The following is a 23,827-nucleotide window of genomic DNA, read 5'->3' as shown; positions in this document are numbered from 1 at the left end:
GCTATCCTTTCATGATGGTGACGTCGTCCACCTTGAGGGTGTGCTTGTTCCTCACGAGTGCGACGAGGATGCCAAGGGCGACGGCGACTTCCGCCGCCGTGATGGCGATCACGAAGATCGCAAAGATCTGGCCGCGGAAATCGTCGTAGTGACGCCCGAAGGCGATGAAGTTGATGTTGACCGAGTTGAGCAGCAGCTCCAGCGACATCAATACGACGAGGATGTTGCGCCTAAGCAGCACGCCTCCCGCGCCGATGACGAACAGGACCACGCCGAGCAGGACAGACCAGGAAAGCGGCACCATCAGCCCGGCTCCTTCCGCGCCAGGACGATGGCGCCGACGAGGGCCACGAGCAGGATGACGGAGGCGGCTTCAAACGGCAGGAGATAGTCGGCAAAGAGCGTCGTGCCGAGCGTCCGGATCGTATCGCCGCCGCCGGCTGTGGCAGGCGTCGCGACCGAGAAGCTGTCGCTCCAGAACACCAGCACGATCATCTCGACCCCGAGCACGACCAGCAGCACCAGGGCCGGCAGGTTGCCGCCCGGCAAGAACCGCTGCAGCACGGCTTCGCGCATATCGATCATCATGATCACGAACAGGAACAGGACCATGATCGCGCCGACATAGACGAAGATCTGGATCACCGCGAGCAGCGGCGCCTCGAGCAGGACGAAGATTGCCGAAATCTGCAGGAAACAGGCCATCAGCGCCAGGGCGCTGTGCACCGGATTTCGCGCCACGACCAGCATCAGGGCCGTGATCACGGACACCGTGGCGAACAGAAGAAAGAACCCCTGGTCCATTGACGCCGGCCCTCCCACGCGAACTGTCAATCGGCGCGAGATGGCCGGAATTGAGATAGTTCCGCACTTCGGGGTGCATGCACAAATTGTGCCCTAGTATTCTGTTTTTCACAAGAATATTGTCACGAGCCAGGGGCATCCTCGGAGTGCTTGCGTCGCGGGCCCGACCGGCGCGAGGCCGGAGAAGCGGCCGCCACAACAGGCGCTATCGCCTTGCTTGGTCCGCCGTCAATGCGCTCTGCCGCGTCCCGGAAACGATGATCTCCAGGACCTCGTGCTCGTCGGTCTGCCGGATGTAGCGGTCGCCGACGAACTCGCCGCGTTTCAGGACCATGACGCGGTCGCCGACCGCGAATATGTCGACCAGGCGGTGCGAGATGATGATCTGGGCGACGCCCTGCCTCTTGAGTTCGAGCATCGTTTCCAGCAGGCGTTCGGTCGCCATCGCCGAAAGGTTGGCCGTCGGCTCGTCGAGGATCACCACACGCGGCTCGAAGGAGATGGCGCGGGCGATTGCCACCGATTGCTGGCGGCCGCCCGACAGGCTCTCGACCTTCTGGTAGACCGAGTTGACGTCGACCTTGAGGCGCTTCAGCACCCTGTCGGCCTCCGCATACATCCGGCGCCGGCTGACGAATGGCCCCCTCAAGGGCCAGCGGCCGAGAAAGATGTTCTGGCCGACGTCCATGTTCCCGCAGAGTGCGAAATCCTGGTAGATCATCTCGATGCCGGCGTCGCGGCTCTCGTGCGGGCTCTTGAAGTGCACCGGCCGGCCGGCGACGAATATCTCCCCGGCGTCGCGCTGGTAGGCGCCCGTCAGGATCTTCATCAGCGTCGACTTGCCGGCGGAATTGTCGCCGACCAGGCCGAGGATTTCGCCGGGATAGAGCACGAGGTCGACCGAGCGCAGCGCCTGCACCGCCCCGAAGGCCTTCTCGATCCCTTTCATCTCCACGATCGGTGTTTCAGCGTCATCCCGCATGCGGCGCCTCCGATGCCGGTTTGCGTTGCGCCAGACGCGCCCTCAGGCGACCGACGAGGTTTGCCTGGCGCACCCAGATGTCGATGAGCACGGCCACGATCAGGATGACGCCGATGAAGACGTTGATCCAGTGCTGCGGCATGGTGAACCCCTGGACGTTCAGCTGCAGCAGCGCACGCACGAGCGTGATGGCCGCAGCGCCGGCGAGCGAGCCGATGATCGTGCCGTAGCCGCCGAAGATCGAGCCGCCGCCGATGATCACCGAGGCGATGGCATCGAGTTCGCGGAACTGGCCGGCGACCGGGTTGAAACTGCGGAAATAGGCGATGTTGATGATCCCCGCCATCGAGGCGCAGAGCGCCGACAGCAGGAGTGCGAGGAAGCGGACGCGGTTCGTGTTGATGCCGGCATAGCTCGCGGCGCGGAGGTTGCCCCCGGTGGAGAGGACCTTCAACCCGAACGGCGTGTAGGCGAGCACGACGCCGGCCACCAGGGCGACGAGGGCCATCCAGATCGTCTGCACGCTGACGACCTCGGCGACGGTGCGAAGCAAGCCTTGGGGCAGCGATACGCCGAAATGGAGGAGGACGTCGTTCGCCTTGCGGCCGAGCAGGTTGTAGCCCTCCGGCCAACCGGTCAGCTGCTGGCCGGCGACGAACCAGGCGGCAAGGCCGCGGGCGATGTAGAACATGCCGAGCGTGGCGATGAAGGCCGGCAGCTTGAAGCCGACCGTGATGGTGGCGTTGACGAGGCCGGCCGTCATGCCCGCGAGCAGCCCCATCGCCACCGCGGTCATCGGATCGGCGCCCACCACCTTCAGGAAGTACGCCGCGGTGCTGCCGGCGAGCGCCAGCACCGCCCCGACGGAGAGATCGATGTCGCCGGCTGCGATGACATAGGTGAGCCCGACGGCGATGAGCGCGAGCTCGGTGTAGTTGAGCAGGATCGCGAAGGTGTTGGAGAGGTTCCACCAGTAATCGGGCCTGAGCGCCAGCCCCGTCAGCCACAAGAGCGCCGTCAGGATGATCGCAAGCGCGTCACGGCGGGCGAGAAACCGGCCGACGCCGGTCGCCGTCATCGCCAGGTCGCTTGCCATGGCTCCCTTGGTCTGCACCCCTTCGAGGGCCACTCCGCCCATCTCGGAGGCCGGCGGCGGCGGCCGGCCGCGCAGCCAGGCCCAGGCCCTTGCCGCGATCTGGCGGCGGATCAGGTACGGCTCGATCAGGACCGCGGCGACGAGAAGAAGCCCGAGGAAGACCAGCACGGCGCCCGCCGGCAGGGTGAACCGGGCGTTGACGGCGATGCTTTCCCCATCGATGACGACGATGCGCGTGATCGGCCATCCCTCGCGCAGAACCTTGTCGATCAGGACGACGACCGCAGCCCCGAGACAGGAGCCGATCACCCGGCCGCGGCCACCGAGGATCGACGCCCCGCCGATGATGACCGCGGCGATCACCGTGAGCTCCCAGGTGACGCCGTAGAGTGGGGTGACCCCCTTGTCCTGTGCCGCCGACAGGAGCGCCGCAAGGGTCGCGCACAACGACGAGATCAGATAGGCGCGGATGCGCACCCAGCGCGTCGGAATGCCGGCATAGATCGCCGCCTGCTCGTTGCCGCCGGTGGCGAAAGTCTCGTAGCCCCAGCGCGTCTTGGCGAGCACGCAGGCGCCGACCGTGGCGACGAGGGCGAAGACCAGGATCTGGTTGTTGAAGCCGAGCGCATTGGCTTCGCCCAGGTGGAAGAAGCGGGGATACTCGGCCGCCCGGTCGGAATAGTAGATCGCCTGGCCCTGGGTCAGCGCCAGGACGAGGCCGCGGCCGATGAACAGCATCGTCAGCGTCGCGATGAACGCCGGCGCCCTGAGGACGGTCACGAGCACCCCGTTGAGGAGGCCGATCGCCGCCCCGAGAAGCCCGCATAGCACGATCGCGCTCCCGATGCCGAGGTCGAGCAGACCGGGCGCAAACAGCCGCGCGAACACCACGGCGATGAGCCCGTAGATGGAACCGACCGAGAGATCGAGGTCCTTGTTGACGATGACGAAGGTCATCCCCACCGCGATGATACCGATCCGGGAGGTGTCGCGCAGCAGGGCATGGAGCGCCTCCGTGGAAGCGAAGAAGGTCGGGTTTGCGAGCGCGCCCGCGGCGTAGAGCAGGACCAGGAACAGCAAAAGCCCGGCCTCCCAGCCGCCAGCGAGCTGGGGAGGTGGTCGGCCGAGCGAAATCGTCTGTTGCACCATGGGCGAGGTCCGATTGCTTCTTCAGCCCGCGATGCGGGAGGGACCCGGCCCCTCCCGCCCTTCGGGCAAGATCAGTTCTCGAACCGCTTGCCGACCTTGGCGACGTTGTCCTTCGTCACCAGTTGAGCCCTGGTGTCCAGATTGGCGGCCGAGATGCCGCGGTCGATCTGGAGATAGAGCTGCATCACCGGCCAGAAGCCCTGCAGGAACGGCTGCTGTCCTAGCGAACCGGTCAGGTTGCCGGCAGCGATGCCCTCCTGCTGCGCCGGCCCGAGGTCGAAGCCGAAGGCGCAGAACTTGCCGGTCAGGCCCATCTGGGACACCGCCTTGACGAGCGGTGGCGTGAACACGTTGTTGGCGGTGAAGGCGCCGACGACATCGCCACGCGACTCGAACAGCGAGACCAGAGCGTTGACCGGATCGTTCGGATTCGTGTCGATCCCGACATTCTCCGGACCGGCGTCGACCTTGAAGCTCTCGAGCTTGCCGGCGTCCTTCAGCGTCTTGACGATGGCGTTGAAGGCCGAGGTCACCCGGTTGTTCACCTCGATGTTGCCCATCGCGGTGGACGACGGCAGCACGATCGAACCGCTGGTCTTGCCGCTGTCGAGCACGCATTTGGCCAGCGCCTCGCCGCCGATCGCGGCCGCGGACGCATCCTGGCCGGTATGACTGATGCTGCTGCGGTTCAGGATGGTGCCGTCGAAGGAGTTCGTCGTCGCCACCGGGATGCCCTTGGCTTCGGCGGCCTTGACGATGTCGTTGTAGGCGCCGACCTGCGGCGTCGTCATGATGATGCCGTCGATCGTCGGATCCTGCACGATCTGGTTCAGGATCTCGATTTCGCGGGCCGGATCGTCCACCGGCGACTCCGAGCCGAGCAGCAGGATCTTCGCGCCGATCATGTTGCCGGCAACGGTGGCGCCGACATAGACCGGATCGAAGAAGCCGTTGCCGGCGGTGTGGGTGACGATGGCGAAGGTCAGGTGGCCGTCGGCCGAATGGAAATCCTTCGTGCCGGGGTCCTCCTTGGCGGCCTCCTCGAAGTTGTAGCCGCCTACCGCTTTCTCCACGCTGCCCGACTGCGCCCATGCATTCGAGACAGCAAGCGACAATGCCGCGGTCGATGCCGCGTACAATAAATACCGCCTCATGATCGGTTCCTCCCTTGAACCTGGGCGAAAGCCGTTCGAGCAAGGAACGCAAAGAGAGTAGGGCCGACGGCTTTCTCCCAATTGCTAATATTCTGCTTAATTCCGATGCAAGTAAACGGTGCGCTACGAACGCGGCTACAGCGCCCCGTCGACGATCACCATGGGCCGGCCGCGGGAGCAGGATTCGATGCGGGCATCGACACGATAGATGTCGCGCAGCATGGCCGGCGTGATCACGTCGGCGGTCGCTCCGCTCGCGGCCATCTCGCCATTGGCGATGACGATCGTGTTCGTGCAGTAGCGCAGGGCATGATTGAGGTCATGCAGCGCGATCAGGACGATCATGCCCGTGCGGCCGGCAAGACCGGCGACAAATTCCAGCACGTCGATCTGGCGATGGAGATCGAGCGCCGACGTCGGTTCGTCCATCAACAGGACTTCCGGCTTGCGCACCAGCGCCTGGCCGAGCGAGACGAGCTGCCGCTGGCCGCCGGAGAGGGCATCGAGCCCGCGGAAGGAAAGATCCTCGATCCGCAGCGCCTTCAGGATCGCGTCGATTTCAAAGAGCTCGTCGTCGTTGACGCGCCAGCCACCGCCCTGCTTTGCGGCAAGAAGCAAGGACTCGTAGACCGTGAGCACGGCGTTCGAGCCGGTGTCCTGCGGCATGTAGCAGATCGAGCGGTCGCCGCGCGTCGCATCCGAAAGCTGGACCAGGCCGGGACCGGAAATGAGGCCGGCAATGCGCTTGAACAGCGTCGACTTCCCCGCCGCATTCGGACCGATCACGGCCGTCGTCGCGCCGGGCGTCAGCAGGTCGATTGCGACCCTGGACAGAACCGTCGCGCGGCCATAGCTGGCGCCGACGTCCTTCAGAACCAGACCTACCATGCCCGCCTCCGGTTCGAGAAAATCAGGACGAAGAAGAAGGGAACGCCGACGAGCGCCGTGATCACGCCAATCGGCAGGATCGCGCCGGGAATCAGCACCTTGCTGACGACGGACGTCGCAGAAAGCAGCAACGCCCCGCAGATCACCGAACCGGGCAGGAAGAAGCGCTGGTCCTCGCCGACGACCATGCGGGCGATATGCGGGCCGACGAGGCCGACGAAGCCGATCGTGCCGACGAAGGAGACGGGGATGGCGGCAAGCAGGCTGACGACGAGCATGGTGTGAAGGCGCAGGCGCCGTACGTTGACGCCCATGCTGGCCGCCTTGTCGTCGCCGAGCCTCAGGGCGGTCAGCGCCCAGGCGTTGCGCATGAACAGCGGCAGCGTCACCACCAGGATCGCGGCGGTGACGAAGACCTTGTCCCAGGTCGCCTTGGTGAGGCTGCCCATGGTCCAGAACACGACGGCGGCGAGCGCCTGCTCGGAGGCGAGGTATTCGAGCAGCGACAGGGCGGCGTTGAAGGTGAAGACAAGCGCGATGCCGAGCAGCACGATCGTCTCGACCGTCACCCCGCGCAGGGTCGAGGCGAAATGGATGAAGAGTGCGGCCACCATAGCCATGACGAAGGCATTAACCGGCACCATGTATTGCACGGCACCCGGAAAGATGGCGACACCGGCGACGAGCCCGAGCGCCGCACCAAAGCTGGCAGCCGCCGAAATCCCGAGCGTGAAGGGGCTCGCGAGCGGGTTCGACAGGATCGTCTGCATCTGCGCACCGGCGACGGACAGCGATGCCCCGACGGTGACCGCCATCAGCGCGATCGGCATGCGGATGTCCCAGATGACGACGCGCAGCTGGTCCCCGGCCGTCTCCGGCGAGAAGAGCGCGGACAGAACCTCGGCGATGCTGTAGTTCGCCGGTCCCAGCGCCATGTCGACGGCGATGCTTGCCGCAAGCGCGATGCCAAGGCCTGCAAGGATGAGGATGCGCCGAAAGGCAAGGGCGCGATACTGATCGCGCCCCGTGACCTTCGCTTCGATCGCCGTCGCGGCCATCGGCTATTCGCCCTTCAGCGAGACGAAATATCCCGGCTTGTAGTCGAGCGGCAGGAAGCGGGCGTGCAGTTCCTTGAAGGTCGCTTCCGGGTCGAGATCCGCAAAGAGATCCGGATGCAGCCACTTGGCGATCTGCTGGATCGCGACGAACTGGTAGGGGTTGTTGTAGAACTGGTGCCAGATGGCATGGACGTTGCCATCCTTGACCGCCTTGATGCCGGTGAAGGCGGGGCGCTTGGTCAGGTTTTCGAGCTTGCGGTGCGCCTCGGCGGTATCCGCGCCATAGCCGACGCCGACCCAGTTGCCGCCCGGCACATAGCCTTCCCACATCCCGCCGGTGATGATGACCTGGTCCGGGTTGGAGGCGATGATCTGCTCCGGATTGACCGTGCCGAACGTGCCGGGGATGATCTCCCTGGCCATGTTCGTGCCGCCGGCGAGCTCGACCATCTTGCCGAAGTTCTCGTTGCCGAAGGACATGCAGCAATCGTCGGAGTAGCCGCCGGCGCGCTCGACGAAGACGACGGGCTTTGCCGGCTTGTTCCTTTCAAGGACGTCCGTCACCTGCCTGATCGCATCGGCGCGGAAGGCGATGAAATCCTCGGCGACCTTTTCCTTGCCCATCAGCGTGCCCATGATGCGCATGCTCGGCTCGGTATTTTCTATCGGCTTCTCGCGGAAATCGACATAGACGAGCGGAATGCCGACCTTGGCGAGCTTCTCGATGTAGCCGGCCTCCTCCGTCGCGGTCTTGGCGTCGACGTTCATCAGGATGACGTCGGGCTTCAGGGCGACGGCCTGCTCGATGTCGAACGTGCCGTCCTTCATGCCGCCGAAGGTCGGCAGCTTGGCGATGTCGGGATACTTCGCGAGATAGGCGGCGTAGGATTCCGGGTCCGCCTTCGGCAGGTCGTCGCGCCAGCCGACGACGTGCTGGAAGGGATTGTCCTTGTCGAGCGCCGCGAGGAAATAGATCTGGCGGCCTTCACCGAGAATGACGTGCTTGACCGGCACCTCGACTTCGACGTCGCGGCCCGTCACGTCCTTCACGACGACGGGATCGGCCATCGCCGGCAATGCGGTGGACACGAGAAGGCCAAGGGCAACGATCGCCGACCTGCCAGAAAGACGCATGTGATTCATCTCCGGTGGAAACTGCCGGGCACTTATTATTTGATGATTTTCTTAGTCAAGATTTATCTTTTAGAAGAGTTCGAAGCTGAGAATGGGAGCGAGACATGCAGAGCGACGGGACGGCCGACGGCGCCAATTTCACCCTTCGGGACGAAATCAGGGCCTATTGGTCGGCCCGCGCAGCGACGTTCGACCAGTCGCCCGGCCACGAGATCTTTTCCGAAGACGAACGGGCGGCCTGGCACGCCCTGATTGAGCGGCATCTCGGCCCCGGAGACGGCCGCAACGCACTTGATCTTGCGAGCGGCACCGGCGTGATGTCCCATCTCATGGACGACCTCGGCTACCGGGTGACCGGCATCGACTGGTCGGAACCGATGCTGGCGCTGGCGCGCGCCAAGGCCTCTGCGCGCGGTCGCACCATCCGGTTCCATCTCGGCGATGCGGAAACCACGCTTGAAGCCGATGAAAGCTATGACGTGATCGTGACCCGCCATCTCGTCTGGACGCTGGTCGACCCAGAAGCGTGCTTCCGTGAATGGCTGCGTGTGCTGAAACCCGGCGGCAGGCTGCTCGTCATCGACGGCGACTTCGTCACGATCGGCCATACCGAGCGGCTGGTGAAGCGGCTTGCCGCGATCCTCGAACGAATGGGCCTGACCGAGCCGCAAGCGCCGCCCGTGATGGCCGACACGCACGCGAGCATTATGTCACGCGTCCATTTTTCCGGCGGCGCGAGGGCCGAAGCCGTCGCTCGCCTGTTGGAAGAGGCCGGGTTTTCGGCCGTGAGGACCGACACCGACCTTCGGCGAATCCACAAGGCGCAGGCGAAGAATTTCGGCTTCTTCAAAGCCGTCGCGCGCGGCCTGCAGCACCGGTATGCCGTTGTAGCCCAAAAGCCCGCCGGCTGAATTCGGCGGCAATCGCTCTCCCGGCCCTGCCCCGGTGCAGCTATCCGGGCGCGGCGGCCGTCGTCCTCACGAAATCGACGAAGGCGCGGAGCGCGGCCGGCATCTGCCGCCGGCTCGGGTAGTAGAGATAGAAGCCGCCATAGTAGGGGCACCAGTCCTCGAGCACGCGGACCAGCCGCTTTTCTTCGACGAGCGCTCGCACCTGGTCCTCGAAGGCGTAGGCGACGCCTGCGCCGTGGAGTGCGGCGTCGACCATCATGTCCTGGTCGCCGACGATCAGCGGCCCCTCCACCTCCACGCTCAGGTCCACGCCGCCGCGCTCGAATTCCCATGCGTAGACGCGGCCGCTTGCGAAGCGCAGGCCGATGCAGGGCAGCGCCTTCAGCTGCTCCGGGCTGGACGGCTTCGGATGGCGCTCGAAGAAGGCGGGCGATGCCACGATGGCCGATCGCTGGCGCGGCCCGATCGGCACGGCGATCATGTCCTGCGCGACGACCTCGCCAAACCGCACGCCGGCATCGAAGCCTTCCGAAACCATGTCGACGAGATCGTCCTCGACCACGAGCTCGATGCTGATGCGCGGATAGGCTTCGAGAAACCGCACGACATAGGGCAGGAGGACCATCTTGGAGGAGATGCGCGCCGCGTTCAGCCGCAGCCGTCCGACCGGCGTGCCCCGGAGGTTGTTGAGATCGTCCAGCGCATCCTCGATGTCGCGGAAGGCCGGCGCCACGCGGGCAAGCAGCCGTTCGCCGGCTTCGGTGAGCGCGACGCTGCGGGTGGTGCGGTTGAAGAGGCGCAGGTCGAGCCGCGCCTCCAGCGCCTTCAGCGCGTGGCTCAGCGCCGAGGGCGTGCAGCCGAGGTCGTCGGCGGCGCGACGGAAGCTCCGGTGCCGCGCCAGCGCCAGGAACGGGGAGAGGTCGGAGGGCAGGATATGTCGCATTGCTGAATTCTATTCAGCAACTCGTGGATAATCCAGTCTATTATCTCATCAAAGCCAACGCGGTAGAAATCCTCCAGCCGCCGACGACGGAGCGGCGACAGAAACAGGAGGTTCACATGCGTACATGGTTCGTCACAGGCGCATCCCGCGGGTTCGGCGCTCTCATCGTGGAAAAGGCACTGGCGAGCGGCGACCAGGTGGTCGCCACCGCCCGCAATCCGAAGGCCGTCACCGAACGGTTCGGCGAGCGGCCCGATCTTCTCGCCGTGGCCCTCGACGTCACCGACGAGGCCCAGGCACATCAGGCGGTCAAGGAAGCGATCGCCCGTTTCGGGCGGATCGACGTCCTGGTCAACAACGCCGGCTACGGCCTGCTCGGAGCGGTCGAGGAGGCCAGCGGCGCCGAGATCGAGGCGCTGTACCGCACCAATGTCTTCGGGCTGCTCGCCGTGACCCGCGCCGTGCTGCCACACATGCGCCGCCAGCGGTCCGGGCACATCCTCAACTTCTCCTCGATCGGCGGCTATCGCAGCGGCGCGGGGTTCGGCGTCTACTGCTCGACGAAATTCGCCGTCGAGGGCCTGACCGAGGCCCTTGCGCAGGAACTGGCTCCGCTCGGCATCCATGCGACGGCGATCGAGCCCGGCTATTTCCGCACCGACTTCCTCGATGCGATGTCCCTGAGCGTGAGCCCGACGGAGATCGGCGACTATGCCGAAACCGCAGGCGCGGTGCGCATCAAGGCCCGGGAGATCAGCTACAACCAGCCCGGCAATCCGGACAAGCTGGCCGAGGCGGTGATCGCCCTCGTCGACACCCCGCAACCGCCCGTCCGGCTGCCGCTCGGCAGCGACACGGTCGCGGCGATCCGGGACAAGCATGTGTCGGACGCGGAGATCGTGGCCCGCTGGCACGCGCTTTCCGTTTCGACCGACTTCGCGCCGGCAGCGTAGTCCGGGCAGCGTGCGGGGGCGCCCTTCCCGCGGGGCACGTCCCTCGGGTCGCCGGCGGTGGCCGGGGACCCGGCACGAACCGTGCCATGCAGGAAACTGGGTCCGGATCAGACCTGCTCGAGGGCGACCGTTTCGCGCGGTCGCCCTCGAGCCCTGTCAGCCCCGCGGTCCGTTCGCGGCGGCAACCGCGAGGAGAGCCGCCAGCGGCGACGGCTCCGGCGAGAACGCGTCGTAGGCGCAGGGTGCGGCAAGGACGCCAGCGGCCAGCAGGAAGACCAGCATGCGCTTCATCGGAAACCTCCAGCCTCGCCCTCGCTCAGACGACCGTCAGCACCACGTCGATATTGCCGCGCGTCGCCCGCGAATAGGGACAGGTCTGGTGGGCCTGATCGACCAGCGCACGCGCGACGTCCGGGTCCAGGCCCGGCAGGCTGACGTTCAGCCGCGCCTGCAGGCCATAGGCCTCGCCGGTCTTGCCGAGGTCCACTTCCGCATCGACGGCGGTCCCGGCCGGCAGGCGGATCTTGCGGCCGGCCGCGGCAAAGCCGAGCGCCCCGATGAAGCAGGCGGACCAGCCGGCGGCAAAGAGCTGCTCGGGATTGGTGCCCGGCTTGCCGCTGCCCGGCGGCGAGAGGCGGACATCGAGCTGCGCGTCGTCGCTGCGTGCGGCACCGTCGCGGCCGCCGGTCGTGTGGGTCCTGCCGGTGTAGAGGACATCGTCGAGCTTCGTCATGGAATTCTCCTTCTGCCGCACACAGCGACGTTGTTGACGCAGGCTGTTTGACGGACCGACGTATCCGGCGTGTTTCAGCAAAGGAGGAAAATGTATCAGAGCGTACCGGCGCCTGGCCGGCTTTCGCTCCGATACACTTGCACGGCAGACCGGATCTTCGTCAGGGCAGCGATATCTCGGCCGCAAGCCCGCCGCCGGGACGGTTGCGGAGCCGCACCGTACCGCCGAGCGAGGCTGCAAGCTGCTGGGCGATGGCAAGGCCGAGCCCTGCCCCACCGGTCTCGCGGTTGCGCGATTGCTCCAGCCGGAAGAACGGCTGCATGGCGGCTTCGAGCTTTTCCTCCGGAATGCCCGGCCCGCGGTCGAGCACGGTGATGACCGTGCCGCCGTCCGCCCCCCGTGCGACGGCAATCTCGGCGCTGCCGGCAAACTTCAGGGCGTTGTCGACGAAATTCGTCAGGATGCGGCGAAGGGAATGGGGCCTGGTCGCTATCGTCCCGGAGATCGGGCCTGCAACCGCGACCGCCTTGCCCATGTCCTGGTAGTCATAGGCGATGCTGTCGATGAAGGAGGAGAGGTCGATGCGCGACGGCTTCTCGCCACTGCCGTGCGCGCTGCGGGCGTAGGCGATGCCGTCCTGCACCAGCCGTTCGATCTCGGCCAGGTCGCGCATCAGCTTCTCCCGCTCGGGCGTTTCGGCCGCCATGTCCGCGCGCAGCCGCATCCGGGTGATCGGCGTCTGCAGGTCGTGCGAGATCGCCGCAAGGATCTGGACGCGCTCCTCGAGATAATGCGCGATGCGCTCGCGCATGGCGTTGAAGGCCGCCGCCGCGTGGGCGACCTCGCTCGGGCCCCGTTCGCCGAGCGGCGGTCCCGGCCGGTTGGGATCGAGCGCATCGGCGGCCGCGGCCAGCGTTTCCAGCGGCCGCACCGTCTGGCGCACGGCGTACCACGCGCACAGCATGAGAAGAACCATCTGCACGACGAAGACATAGGGCAGCCAGTCCGCCACCGGCATCACGCCGCGCGGGGTGATGTCGATCGTCAGCGGATTGCCGTCACTGAGGGTCAGGTGTGCCTGCAGGCGGGCGACGTCGCCGGGAATGGCCTCGATGCGAACAGGGAACCGGTGGCCGACGGCCTCCTCGATGCGGGCGGCGATCTCGGCGCCGCGGCGCGACGTGTCGGGCACGCCGGGCAGGCCCTTGCCGAGGACGAGGCGGTAGTTGCCGCGGCCGAGGCGGTCGACGAGACCGGCGCGGTCGCCCGCCGGCAGCCGGTCGAGAACGGCGATGGAGGTCGCCACGTCGTTTTCCAGCGTCCCCAGCATCATCGCCTTCGCCGAGATGTAGCGCTCCATCGAGAGCACGGTGAAGGACAGGCCGTAGGCGATGGCGAGTCCGACGAAGAGAACGAGGAAGATCCGGGCCCGCAGCGTGCGCGGCCAGGGCAGCGAACGGGCCAGGGCGTCCGCCCTCACCGCCGCGGCTCCGCGATCTCGACCGGCACGGAAAACACGTAGCCTTCGCTGCGCACCGTCTTGATGTAGACCGGCTCGCGGGCCTCGTCGCCGAGCCGCTGACGCAGCCGGCTGACGAGCAGATCGATGGAGCGGTCGAAGAGATCCGCGTCGCGGCCCTGCGTCAGGTTCAGGAGCTGGTCGCGGTTCAGCACGCGTTGCGGATGGTCGATGAAGACCCGCAGGAGGCGGTACTCCGCCCCGCTGAGCGCGATCGCGGTGCCTTCCCGGTCGAGGAGATGGCGGGCGACGGTGTCGAGCCGCCAGTCGCCGAAGGCGAGCACCTGGCCCGCCTCGCTGATCTGCAGATTGGGCGGCAGCATGCGCGTACGCCTGAGCACCGCCTTGATGCGGGCGAGCAGCTCGCGCGCGGCGAACGGCTTGGCCAGGTAGTCGTCGGCCCCCATCTCGAGGCCGATGACGCGGTCCAGCTCGTCGCTGCGCGCCGTCAGCATCAGGATCGGCGTCGCCTTGTGTTTTCCCGCCCGCAGCTCCCGGCACAGCACGAGCCCGTCATCGCCGGGCATCATGACGTCCAGCACGATGAGATCGACGGTGTTGGCCTCGAGGAACGCCCGCATCTGCCGGCCGTCCGCGGCGATGCTCGCCCGCAGCCCGTTCTTCGTCAGGTAGGAGGACAGCAGCTCGCGGATCTCGCGGTCGTCGTCGACGATCAGGATATGGTCGATATGCTCCATGGGCGGACTTTCAAACCTCCGTGGCGACCCATCGGCCACGACACCGTTCTAGGGTCAGGACCTATTAAATTCATCCATTCTGTTCGGCTCCATGGGATTGGATGGAAGGGAGCAAGCGCAAGGCAAGGCTTTTAGCCTTGTCGAGCATTGCTTCCGATCAGGCGGCCCATGGAGCCGAACCCTCCGGGCGGATGAATTTAATAGGTCCTGACCCTAGACCTGGCGCCGCCTCCCGCGAAGGGGGAAATGGCGATAGCAGGCTTCGCTCAGAAGCGGGCGACGTCGAGCACGGCCTGCGCGAAGGCCCGGGGGGCCTCCTGTGGCAGGTTGTGGCCGATGCCGCCGGAAAGGGTGCAGTGCTCGTACTTTCCGGTGAACTTGCCGGCATAGGCTGCCGGATCGGGATGCGGCGCGCCATTGGCGTCGCCTTCGAGGGTCATCGTCGGAACCGCGATGGCAGGGGCCTGCGCAAGCCGGCGTTCGTAGGCGTCGTACTGTGCCTCTCCCTCCGCAAGCCCAAGGCGCCAACGATAGTTGTGAATGGTGATGGCGACGTGGTCCGGATTGTCGAAGGCTGCGGCCGAGCGCGCGAAGGTCGCTTCGTCGAAGTTCCATGTCGGCGAGGCCGTGCGCCAGATCAGCCTCGCAAAGTCGCGGGTGTTGGCCGCGTAGCCGCGCCGGCCCCGCTCCGTTGCGAAGTAGAACTGATACCACCAGGAAAGCTCGGCCGCCGGCGCAAGCGGCCTGGCATTCACCGCCTGGCTGCCGATCAGGTAGCCGCTGACCGAGACCATCGCCCGGCAGCGCTCGGGCCAGAGGGCCGCCATGATGTTGACGGTGCGCGCGCCCCAGTCGTAGCCGGCGACGATCGCCTTATCGATGCCGAGCGCATCCATCAATGCGATCATGTCGACGGCCAGCGCGGACTGCTGGCCGTTGCGCGGCGTCTCTTCCGACAGAAAGCGGGTGCTGCCGTAGCCGCGAAGATAGGGCACGATCACCCGATGGCCTGCCGCAGCGAGGATCGGGGCGACGTCGACGAAGCTGTGGATGTCGTAGGGCCAGCCGTGCACCAGCAGCACCGCCGGTCCGTCCGCCGGGCCGGCCTCGGCATAGCCGATGTCCAGCACGCCCGCCCTCACCTGCTTCAGCGCCCCGAAGGTCGTGTCGGCTTTTGCCGCGGACCACTGCGCATTGGCGATTGTCGCAGCGCCCAGGTCGACCGCCGCGACGGACAGGGCCGCAAGGCCGAAGAACCGGCGGCGTTGGTGATCGATGGCTTCGGGCACGGGCGTTCTCCTGATGAATGTGGACATGGCCACGAAATGCCCTCTCCATGTATCCGCGGTATGTGCGCGCCGCCTCCCGATTGCATGCGAATGTAGCATCCGTCCGCCCGGATACGCTCTGATACATTTCCGGCCCCCGGCGCCGGCGCCTGCTGGACAGGGCCCGTCTCGCCTGCAGCCGGACGAAGACATCCTACACTTCGGTACAAAACAACCGGGGCCCGGACACATCCGGGATACGAGCAGGTGGCCAGATCGCCGCCGTGCCGGTCGCGCCGCGTCGCCCGCCGGCGCCCAACCTCGGCTCAAAGGAAAAGAAGATGACGCTCGTTCTCATTGCCTATCTCGGCGGTGCGCTGACCATCCTCAGTCCGTGCATCCTCCCCGTCCTGCCCTTCGTCTTCGCCCGTGCGGAACAACCCTTCCTGCGCAGCACGCTGCCGATGCTGATCGGCATGGCCGTGACCTTTGCGCTGGTCGCGACGCTGGCGGCGGTCGGCGGCAGCTGGGCCATCCACGCCAACGAATACGGCCGCCTCGCCGCGATCGCACTTCTCGCCGTCTTCGGCCTCAGCCTTCTCTCCCCGCGGATCGCGAGCATCGCCGCCCGGCCGGTGGTCGACCTCGGCAACCGGCTGGCGAAGACGGCCGGTTCCTCCGGCGTCGGATCGACGGTCGGGCGCTCGCTCGTCCTCGGCATCGCCACCGGCCTGCTCTGGGCGCCCTGCGCCGGACCGATTCTCGGCCTGGTGCTGACGGGTGCGGCCCTTCAGGGTGCCAATCTCGAAACCACCGTGCTGCTCCTTGCCTATGCCGCCGGTGCGGCGACCTCGCTTGCCGCAGCGCTCGCCGTCGGCGGACGGCTCTTTGTCGGCATGAAGCGGTCGCTCGGCATCGGCGAAAGGGTCCGCCAGGTGCTGGGCGCTGCCGTTCTGGCCGGCGTCGCCACCATCGCGCTCGGCCTCGACACCGGGCTGCTGGCGCGGCTTTCCTATGCCGGCACCACCGCCCTGGAGCAGACCGTGCTCGACCGGCTCCAGCGCAACCCCGCGGCCGCGGGCACCGAGGCGACCACCGTCGTCGCCGGGCCTGCCGGGCCGTTCCGCAGCGACCTGCCGGACGAAGGCCCCGCGCCCGCGCTCGACGGCGCCGTCGAATGGCTGAACACGCCGGCGCTCGACGGCAAGGCGCTGCGCGGCAAGGTCGTGCTCGTCGACTTCTGGACCTATTCCTGCATCAATTGCATCCGCACGATCCCCTATGTCCGCGCCTGGGCGGAGAAGTACCAGGACCAGGGCCTGGTGGTGGTCGGCGTTCACGCGCCGGAGTTCGCCTTCGAGAAGAAGATCGACAACGTCCGGAAGGCGGTCGACGCGTTCGGCATCGCCTATCCGGTCGCGATCGACAACGACTATCGCATCTGGCGCGCCTTCGACAACAGCTACTGGCCGGCCCACTACCTGATCGATGCGCAGGGCCGGATCCGCTACCATCATTTCGGCGAGGGCAGCTACGCGCAGACCGAAAAGGCGATCCAGGACCTGTTGCGCGAAGCCGGCAGCGGCAGCGAGGCCGACACGGCGGTCACGCCCGACGCCAAGGGCGCCGAGGCCGGTCCCGACCTCGCGAACCTTCGCTCCGGCGAGACCTATCTCGGCTATCAGCGCGCCGCGAACTTCGTATCCCCCGAGGGCCTCGCCGCCGACGTCCCGCGCGCCTATTCCGTCGAAAGCCCGGCCCTCAACACATGGGGCCTGTTCGGGACATGGACCGTCGGCGGCGAGAAGGCCATGCTCGAGGGGCCGGGCGGCGGCATCGCCTACCGCTTCAGCGCCCGCGACCTGCATCTCGTGCTCGGCCCCGGCCCCGACCGCAAGCCGGTCCGCTTCCAGGTCACGGTCGACGGCAAGCCGCCCGGCGCCGGCCATGGCGCCGACATCGACGAAGCCGGCAACGGCACGGTGACGTCGACGCGGCTCTACCAGCTCGTCCGCCAGGCGGGCCCGGTGGAAGAACGGACCTTCGAGATCCGCTTCCTCGACCCCGGCGTCGAAGCCTACGCCTTCACCTTCGGGTGAAGCAGCGCTTCCCTTGAACCGAACGCGCGCCTACGCGTCGTCCTCCAGCGCGTGGGCGCTCTCTTTCAGGATGCTGATGAACTGCCGCTGGATCGGCGTCGGCAGCCAGTTGGAGCGGATGGAGATGCCCTTCGTCGCGGGCGGGAAGCTCGGCGTCCACCTGAGCACGGTCAAAAGATCGAGCTGCTCGTCCATCTCGATTTCGTGGCGGCTGACCAGGGCCAGCCGGTTGCTGCAGGCCAGGATCGCCCGGATGGTGGACAGCGAGCTCGTCTCGATCAGCATGTTCGGCCGCTGGTCCTGCCCGGCGAAGAGCGCGTCATATTCGCGCCGGCGCGGCGTGCCCTGCCCCGGCGCGATCCAGTCGTGCCGGAGGAGATCTTCCTGGGTGATCTCGTTCTTGTGCGCCAGCGGATGACCCGATCGGGCGACGATGCAGTAGGGATCGGTGAAGAGCGGGATTTCGGTGATTTCGATATCCCAGTCCGGCCGCCGGAGCACGCCGAAGATCATGTCGATGCCGCCGCTGCGAAGGCTGTTGAACAGGATCGCATAGGGCGCGTTGGTGACAACCACGCGGGCTTTCGGAAACCGCTCGGTCAGCCGGGCGATGGCCGCCCCGATCAGGTAGGCGCCCGACATCGGCAGCGCCCCGATCAGCACCTTTCCGCTCTCCGGCCCGTCGAGCGAGCTGACCTCGTCTAGCGCCGCATCCATCTCCCGCAGCGCGAGCGACAGCCTGCGGGCGAGGGTGGCGCCGGGATCGGTCATCCGCAGCCCCAGCGGCGAGCTGGTATAGAGCGGCTGGGCCACCTGCGCCTCGAGATCGCGCAGGGTGCGATGCAAGGACGAGGTGGAGATGCCGCTGATATGCGCCGCCTGGGAAAAGGTCGTGCTGCCGGCGATGGCGATCAGGCCGCGGACCTGGACGCTGGTCAGGTAGCGCGCGCGCCCCGGCTCGCCGCTCGTCACCGCGATGAAGGCCGCGTCGCACTGGTCGAGGAACCGGCGGACGCGGTTCAGATAGACCTCGCCCGCGCGCGTGACATAGGTGCCCTTCTGGTGGCGCTGGAAAAGGCTCCGCCCCAGCGAGGCCTCCACCTTGGCCACCGCCTGTGTGACGGCCGGCTGGGACAGGCGCAGTTCCAGCGCCGCCTTGCCGATGCTGGCATGCCGGCCCACGGCCTCCACCGCCCGGAGGTGGCGCAGGTTCGGCAGTGGCGTATTGTCGCCGATGCTGGTCGGTTCTCGGGCGATCGTCGGCATGGGTTCATTCAATCCGCAATAGGGCCGGTTCGTCAAGACGACAGATAGTTGGCCCGGAAAGTGCTGGAAGGTCCGGGGATCGATCCGCCTTAAGGAAATGATTTCAATATACTACGCTTTTGACGCCTATCTTCGCGTGCGGCGTGAATTCGAAGCGCAGACGTTTCATAAAATAGGGACTGACCTATTTTCTTATGCTCGGCAACGCAGTTCTAATTTGAAACTTTCGCGCTCCCGGGGCTGACTGTATCTTGCCGGATGGGGAGTTCGGCAGGAGGAATACCCGCCACAAGATGTTGGGCAGATCCCGGTTGCGAGCTGCGCCCGGGACAAGGCTGCCGTTTGCGATATCGGCGTGGCCGATGGCTCCCCGACCCGGGCGGGACGAGCGCCCCGTCCTGCCCTGCCGATGCCGACGGCCGGTGGAACCGCCTGACGGTTTCCGGCCACTCGAAACCCGCCGACAGCCGGCGCAAGACGACCGTAAGGATTCCGATGCACGACATGAAAGCCGACAACCGCGTTTCCTCCATTGCAAGCCTGGCGAAATGGACGCTGGCGACGGAGCCCGCCTATGTTTCCGACCTTGCGCTTCGCCAGGCCGAGCTGCTGACGCTGGATTCCGTGGCCTGCGCCTTTTCGGCCCGCAACGCCGCAGCGCCCCGGCGGGTTGCCGAGATGATCGACGAGTTGGGCAGCAAGCCCGTCTGCACCCTGATCGGTCATACCGGCCGCGGCTCGGTGCTGGATGCGACCTTCCTGAACTGCGCACTGGTGCGGTCGCAGGATTTCAACGACGTGCAGTTCATCCAGAAGGACGGCAAGCTGCACATCGGCGGCCACTGCAGCGACGTCCTCGCCGCAGCGCTCGCCGTCGGCGAAGCCTATGGCGCGTCCGGGCAGGACGTGCTGACCGCGATCATCATGGGCTACGAGCTCTTCCGGCGGCTTCGCGACCTGATGCCGATGGACAGCGTCTGGGACGGGGCGAGTGCCGTCGGCGTCGTCGCGGCCGCGATGGCGGGACGCATCCTCGGCCTGGACGAGCGCCGGCAGGCCAACGCGCTGGCCCTGGCGATGGCGCGCTGCGCGACGCCCTCGATCGTGCGCTACGGCGAACTTTCCGGCGCCAAGAACATGGTGGGCGCGCTGCTCGCCCGCGAGGGCGTGCAGCTCACCCTGCTCGCGGCAAGGGGCATGACCGGTCCTCTCCAGGTGCTGGACCATCGCTGGGGCCTGCAGGAGGTCTTCACCCCGGCGCTCGGCTTCGAGCGGCTGTGGGCCCCGGTCGAGGACCTGTTCATCCTGCGCTCGCACGTCAAGACCTTCGCCTGCATCGGCACCGCCCAGGCCGAGATCGTCGCGGCGCTGGAGGCCCATCGCAGGCTCGCCGGCCGGCTGGACCGGATCGAGGCGATCGACGTGGTCATGGCGGACCTGCCGATCATCCGCAAGCAGCAGGCCGAGAAGCCGCGGCTGACGCCCTCCACGCACGAGACGGCCGACCACAGCTTCACCTTTCTGCCCGCCGTGGTGCTTGCGGACGGCGAGTTGACGCCGCGCCAGTATGCGAACGAGCGCTGGGCGCAGCCGGAAATGCGCGCGCTCACCGCCAAGGTGCGGCTGTCGGTCTCGGAGGAATTGCGGGCGCGGTCGCCCGAGGCGATGCCCTGCCAGATCCGGGTGCATCTGACCGGAGGCGAGGTCATCGAGACGGAATGCCTGCATCCGCCGGGCCATTCCTTCCCGGACCGCGGACTGTCGCGCGCCCCCGTGGAGGAGAAGTTCAAGGAGGTTACGGCCGACCTTCTGCCGCGCGAGCGGCAGGCGCGGATCGTCGAGGAGCTGCTCGACCTGCGCAACCGGACGACCGTCGCACCGACCATGTCGCTGCTTTCGGCGTGACATGCCAACCGATTTCGGCCCCTCGGGCCGGAATGTTCAAATGGGAGGAGAAAACCGTGAAACTGAAGCATTTTGCCACCGCAGCGACCATCGCGCTTTCCGCCGTGCTATCGGGCGCGCCGGCCATGGCCGAGACGGTCGAGGAATTCTACAGCGCCAACCCCGTCACGCTGATGGTCTCGGCGGCGCCGGGCGGCGGCGCCGACCTCTATGCCCGTGCCTTTGCGCCCTTTCTGTCCAAGTACATTCCCGGCCATCCGAACGTGGTCGTCACCAACGTGCCCGGCGCCGGCGGCCTGACCGCTGCGGCGCAGTTGCAGAACAGCGCGCCCCGGGACGGCACGATGATCGCCGCCCTGCAGCGCAACAATCTCTACCTGCCGCTGGTCTCGGCCGAGAAGCTCGCCTTCGATCCGCGCGAGGTGAGCTGGATCGGCAGCCTCAACAAGGAAAGCTATGTCCTGATCACCTGGGAGAACGCCCCGGTCAAGACGCTGGACGACCTCTTCGTTCATCCGCTGACCATCGGCTCGACCTCGTTCAACAACGAGAACCGGACCTTCCCGGCGATGATCAACGAGTATCTCGGCGGCAAGCTGGACATCGTTCCCGGCTACAAGGGCAATGACGAGATCGCCCTCGCGATGGAACGGGGCGAGGTCCAGGGCCGCGCGGTGACGACCACCAGCCTGCTCGGCGGCAACGACGCCAACTGGCTGGCCGAAGGCAAGCTGCACGTCGTCGCCCAGCTCGCCATGCGGCCGAGCCCCGCAGTGAAGGACGTGCCGATGATCCTCGACCGCGTCACCGACCCCAAGGCGCGCTCGGTCTTCGAATTCATGTTCCTGCCGCTGGATGCGGGCCGTCCGTTCGCAGCCCCTCCCGGCGTTCCGGAAGACCGCCTGGCCGCCCTGCGCTCCGCCTTCGAGGCCGCAGCGAAGGATCCCGCCTTCGTCGCCGAAGTCGCCAAGCAGAACGCCACCGTCGAGATGATCCCGGGCCTTGAGATCCACCAGATCCTCGACAAGCTCTACGCGACGCAGCCCGAGGTGCTCGATCGCGTCAAGGGTCTGCTGGTTTCCCGCTGACCCGGCCTGATGCCGCCTGCCGGGGCTGCCGCCCCGGCAGATCAACGGACACGTTTGAATAGGACGAACAATGGACCCCGTCGAAAGTGTAAGCATGCTGGCTGCCGCCTGGGATGCGCTGACGATACTTGCGGATCCGATGCGCTTGGGCATTCTCTGCCTGGCGGCATTGCTGGGCGTCATCCTCGGGATCGTTCCCGGCATCGGCGGCCTCGCCGGCACGGCGCTGCTCCTGCCCTTCACCTTCGCGATGGATCCCTATACCGCCTTCGCCTTCCTGCTCGGGCTGGGTGCCACCACCTCGACGGGCGATCCGATCCCGGCAATCCTCTTCGGCGTGCCGGGCGGGGCGGGATCGGCGGCCACGGTTCTCGATGGCCTGCCGATGGCCAGGCGCGGCGAGGCGGGCCGCGCCCTGAGCGCCGCGTACATGTCGTCTCTGATGGGGGGACTGTTCGGCGCTGTGCTGCTGGGCATCTCGGTGCCGATCCTGCGGCCGGTCATGCTCTATATCGGTACGCCGGAAATGCTGGCGATATCGATCCTGGGCCTGTCCATGGTGGCGGCCCTGTCCAGCAGCACGCCCTTGCGCGGGCTCGCCGCCGCCGCGATCGGGGTGATGATCTCGATGATCGGCTCCGAACCGCGCACCGGCACCTTCCGCTGGACCTTCGAAAGCCTCTACCTGTGGGAAGGGCTGCCGCTGGTGCCGCTCACGCTCGGCCTGTTCGCACTGCCGGAACTCTGCGACATGATGGTCTCGCGTCATTCGCTGAAGGGCAAGCCGCTGCAGGACGTCAATCTCGGCATCTGGCAGGGCGCCAAGGACTGCTTCCGCGAATGGTGGCTGATCCTGCGCTGCAGCTGGATCGGCACCGCGCTCGGCGCCATTCCCGGCATCGGCGGCGCCGTCGTCGACTGGGTCGCCTACGCCCATGCCGCAAAGACCGTGAAGGGGGGCTACCAGACCTTCGGCAAGGGCGACGTGCGCGGCGTCATCGCCTCCGAAAGCTCCAACAATGCCAAGGAGGGCGGCTCCCTCATCACCACCATCGCCTTCGGCATTCCCGGCACCGCCGGCATGGCGATCATCCTCGGCGCGTTCCTGTCGCAGGGGCTGGTCCCCGGGCCCGACATGCTGACCAAGAACCTGTCGATCACCTATTCGATGGTGTGGTCGATCGCGATCGCCAACATCATCGGCGCGGGCCTCTGCTACGCCTTCAGCCCGCAATTCGCCCGGCTGGCGACGCTGCGCTACACGCTGGTGCTGCCCGTCGTGGTCTGCATCATCTTCATCGGCGCCTATGAGGGCTCCCGGCAATGGGGCGACCTGATGGCGCTGCTGGTCTTCGGCCTGGCCGGCTGGACGATGAAACGCCTGCGCTGGCCGCGCGCGCCGCTGATCCTGGGCGTCGTTCTCGGCGACACGATCGAACGGCAGCTGTTCATCTCGATCCGCCTCTACGGCGCCGACTGGCTGCTGCATCCGATGGTGATCTGCATCCTGGGCCTGGCCGCGCTCGGCATCCTGCGGCCGGTGATCGGTGCGCTCCTGGCCCGGCACAAGGGCTGGGATCTCAACTTCGGAAGGCCGAAGTTCTCGCCCGCCGACCTCTTCCCGACGATCCTGCTCGCCGGGATGGCCTTTCTCTTCTGGCAGACGATGGGATGGGGCTGGTCCACGGCGCTCGTGCCGCAAATCGTGACCGGGGTGGCCTTCGTCGCCGTACTCTGCTCGCTCGGCAATGCGGTCTTCCGCAGGGGCATCACCGCGCCCTCGCCGCTGGACGACGCCCGCGCCGAGGCGAGCGAGGCGATCCACATGGATCTGGTCGACGACAATGACGGCCTGCCGATCGCCGAGATCCTGCGGCGCGCCCTCTCCTTCGCGGCGTGGCTGCTGGCCTTCCTCATTTCGATGGCCGCCATCGGGATCCTGCCCACGATCCCGCTGTTCGTCGCAGGCTTCATGCACTTCGAGGGACGCGAGCGCTGGCGCCTGATCCTGCCCATGGCCATCGGCATGACGCTGTTCGTCTATGTCGTCTTCGACCAGCTCCTGACCCTGAACTGGCCGCTGACCTGGATCGGCCAGGCATTCCCCGACCTGCGCGTCATTCCCTCGGTCTGATCCGCAAGGGCCCGGAAGGTACGACCGGACGGTTCGGCCGCCTCT

Annotated in this window: 21 protein-coding genes; 6 read left to right on the top strand and 15 right to left on the bottom strand. The window is 66.8% G+C overall.

Annotation, left to right across the window (positions count from 1 at the left end; all coding sequences use genetic code 11):
* Window position 1 precedes the first annotated feature (1 nt).
* The 8 genes from nuoK to P0086_RS09385 form a co-directional block, all read right to left on the bottom strand.
* Complete coding sequence (gene nuoK, locus P0086_RS09420) at window positions 2-304, bottom strand: NADH-quinone oxidoreductase subunit NuoK (RefSeq protein ID WP_112597072.1); 303 nt, start codon at window positions 302-304, stop codon at window positions 2-4.
* Entirely contained in the window at window positions 304-804 is a 501-nt protein-coding gene (locus P0086_RS09415) for an NADH-quinone oxidoreductase subunit J (protein ID WP_112597070.1), read from the bottom strand. The genes nuoK and P0086_RS09415 overlap by 1 nt, the downstream gene beginning before the upstream one ends.
* 205 nt (window positions 805-1,009) lie before the next feature.
* Window positions 1,010-1,786, bottom strand: coding sequence for an ATP-binding cassette domain-containing protein (locus P0086_RS09410; RefSeq protein ID WP_275784910.1), 777 nt, complete (start codon window positions 1,784-1,786; stop codon window positions 1,010-1,012).
* The gene (locus P0086_RS09405; protein ID WP_275784907.1) at window positions 1,776-4,031 is read right to left on the bottom strand and encodes an ABC transporter permease; all 2,256 of its coding nucleotides are present in this window, start codon (window positions 4,029-4,031) and stop codon (window positions 1,776-1,778) included. Before P0086_RS09405 ends, P0086_RS09410 begins: the two co-directional genes overlap by 11 nt.
* A gap of 71 nt (window positions 4,032-4,102) precedes the next feature.
* Window positions 4,103-5,185, bottom strand: a complete 1,083-nt coding sequence (locus tag P0086_RS09400; protein ID WP_148150552.1) for a substrate-binding domain-containing protein — start codon at window positions 5,183-5,185, stop codon at window positions 4,103-4,105.
* Between the two features lie 135 nt (window positions 5,186-5,320).
* Window positions 5,321-6,073: an ABC transporter ATP-binding protein gene (locus tag P0086_RS09395; RefSeq protein ID WP_148150550.1), complete on the bottom strand. Its 753-nt coding sequence runs from the start codon at window positions 6,071-6,073 to the stop codon at window positions 5,321-5,323.
* The gene (locus tag P0086_RS09390; RefSeq protein WP_148150548.1) at window positions 6,067-7,131 is read right to left on the bottom strand and encodes an iron ABC transporter permease; all 1,065 of its coding nucleotides are present in this window, start codon (window positions 7,129-7,131) and stop codon (window positions 6,067-6,069) included. Before P0086_RS09390 ends, P0086_RS09395 begins: the two co-directional genes overlap by 7 nt.
* A gap of 3 nt (window positions 7,132-7,134) precedes the next feature.
* Complete coding sequence (locus P0086_RS09385) at window positions 7,135-8,265, bottom strand: ABC transporter substrate-binding protein (RefSeq protein ID WP_275784900.1); 1,131 nt, start codon at window positions 8,263-8,265, stop codon at window positions 7,135-7,137.
* A gap of 104 nt (window positions 8,266-8,369) precedes the next feature.
* Here P0086_RS09385 and P0086_RS09380 point away from each other — a divergent pair, with 104 nt between their 5' ends.
* A complete protein-coding gene (locus tag P0086_RS09380) occupies window positions 8,370-9,176 on the top strand; it encodes a class I SAM-dependent methyltransferase (protein ID WP_275784897.1) in 807 nt (268 codons plus the stop codon).
* 40 nt (window positions 9,177-9,216) lie between these two features.
* Here P0086_RS09380 and P0086_RS09375 read toward each other — a convergent pair whose 3' ends face one another.
* On the bottom strand, window positions 9,217-10,119 hold the full coding sequence (locus tag P0086_RS09375) for a LysR family transcriptional regulator (RefSeq protein WP_275784894.1): 903 nt from the start codon (window positions 10,117-10,119) through the stop codon (window positions 9,217-9,219).
* Window positions 10,120-10,235: 116 nt separating this feature from the next.
* On the opposite strand from P0086_RS09375, the gene P0086_RS09370 reads away from it, so the two are divergent.
* A complete protein-coding gene (locus P0086_RS09370) occupies window positions 10,236-11,072 on the top strand; it encodes an oxidoreductase (protein WP_275784891.1) in 837 nt (278 codons plus the stop codon).
* Window positions 11,073-11,228: 156 nt separating this feature from the next.
* Here P0086_RS09370 and P0086_RS09365 read toward each other — a convergent pair whose 3' ends face one another.
* From P0086_RS09365 to P0086_RS09345, 5 genes are all read right to left on the bottom strand, one after another.
* Window positions 11,229-11,363: a hypothetical protein gene (locus tag P0086_RS09365; protein WP_275784888.1), complete on the bottom strand. Its 135-nt coding sequence runs from the start codon at window positions 11,361-11,363 to the stop codon at window positions 11,229-11,231.
* Between the two features lie 25 nt (window positions 11,364-11,388).
* Window positions 11,389-11,805, bottom strand: coding sequence for an organic hydroperoxide resistance protein (locus P0086_RS09360; protein WP_148652082.1), 417 nt, complete (start codon window positions 11,803-11,805; stop codon window positions 11,389-11,391).
* A 160-nt stretch (window positions 11,806-11,965) separates the two neighbouring features.
* The gene (locus tag P0086_RS09355) at window positions 11,966-13,285 is read right to left on the bottom strand and encodes an ATP-binding protein (RefSeq protein WP_275784886.1); all 1,320 of its coding nucleotides are present in this window, start codon (window positions 13,283-13,285) and stop codon (window positions 11,966-11,968) included.
* Window positions 13,282-14,022 (bottom strand): response regulator, encoded by a 741-nt coding sequence (locus tag P0086_RS09350; RefSeq protein WP_112613263.1) that lies wholly within the window; start codon window positions 14,020-14,022, stop codon window positions 13,282-13,284. Before P0086_RS09350 ends, P0086_RS09355 begins: the two co-directional genes overlap by 4 nt.
* Before the next feature lie 266 nt (window positions 14,023-14,288).
* Entirely contained in the window at window positions 14,289-15,311 is a 1,023-nt protein-coding gene (locus P0086_RS09345) for an alpha/beta hydrolase (protein ID WP_275784880.1), read from the bottom strand.
* A gap of 320 nt (window positions 15,312-15,631) precedes the next feature.
* On the opposite strand from P0086_RS09345, the gene P0086_RS09340 reads away from it, so the two are divergent.
* Complete coding sequence (locus tag P0086_RS09340; RefSeq protein WP_275784877.1) at window positions 15,632-17,389, top strand: cytochrome c biogenesis protein DipZ; 1,758 nt, start codon at window positions 15,632-15,634, stop codon at window positions 17,387-17,389.
* Between the two features lie 30 nt (window positions 17,390-17,419).
* Here the strand turns inward: P0086_RS09340 and P0086_RS09335 are convergent, their stop codons facing one another.
* The gene (locus P0086_RS09335) at window positions 17,420-18,655 is read right to left on the bottom strand and encodes a LysR family transcriptional regulator (protein ID WP_112597044.1); all 1,236 of its coding nucleotides are present in this window, start codon (window positions 18,653-18,655) and stop codon (window positions 17,420-17,422) included.
* Window positions 18,656-19,150: 495 nt separating this feature from the next.
* Between P0086_RS09335 and P0086_RS09330 the strand changes: the two genes are divergently transcribed.
* The 3 genes from P0086_RS09330 to P0086_RS09320 all read left to right on the top strand — a co-directional run bounded on the left by P0086_RS09330 (window position 19,151) and on the right by P0086_RS09320 (window position 23,782).
* Complete coding sequence (locus P0086_RS09330) at window positions 19,151-20,560, top strand: MmgE/PrpD family protein (protein WP_275784874.1); 1,410 nt, start codon at window positions 19,151-19,153, stop codon at window positions 20,558-20,560.
* A gap of 56 nt (window positions 20,561-20,616) precedes the next feature.
* Window positions 20,617-21,648 (top strand): tripartite tricarboxylate transporter substrate-binding protein, encoded by a 1,032-nt coding sequence (locus P0086_RS09325; protein ID WP_162702328.1) that lies wholly within the window; start codon window positions 20,617-20,619, stop codon window positions 21,646-21,648.
* A 70-nt stretch (window positions 21,649-21,718) separates the two neighbouring features.
* Window positions 21,719-23,782, top strand: a complete 2,064-nt coding sequence (locus P0086_RS09320; RefSeq protein WP_275784870.1) for a tripartite tricarboxylate transporter permease — start codon at window positions 21,719-21,721, stop codon at window positions 23,780-23,782.
* Window positions 23,783-23,827: the final 45 nt, after the last annotated feature.

Source organism: Mycoplana sp. MJR14 (assembly GCF_029210525.1).
Taxonomy (GTDB): Bacteria; Pseudomonadota; Alphaproteobacteria; order Rhizobiales; family Rhizobiaceae; genus Mycoplana.
The sequence above is the reverse complement of the archived record's forward strand: the minus strand, read 5'-3'. Positions and strand labels throughout refer to the sequence as shown.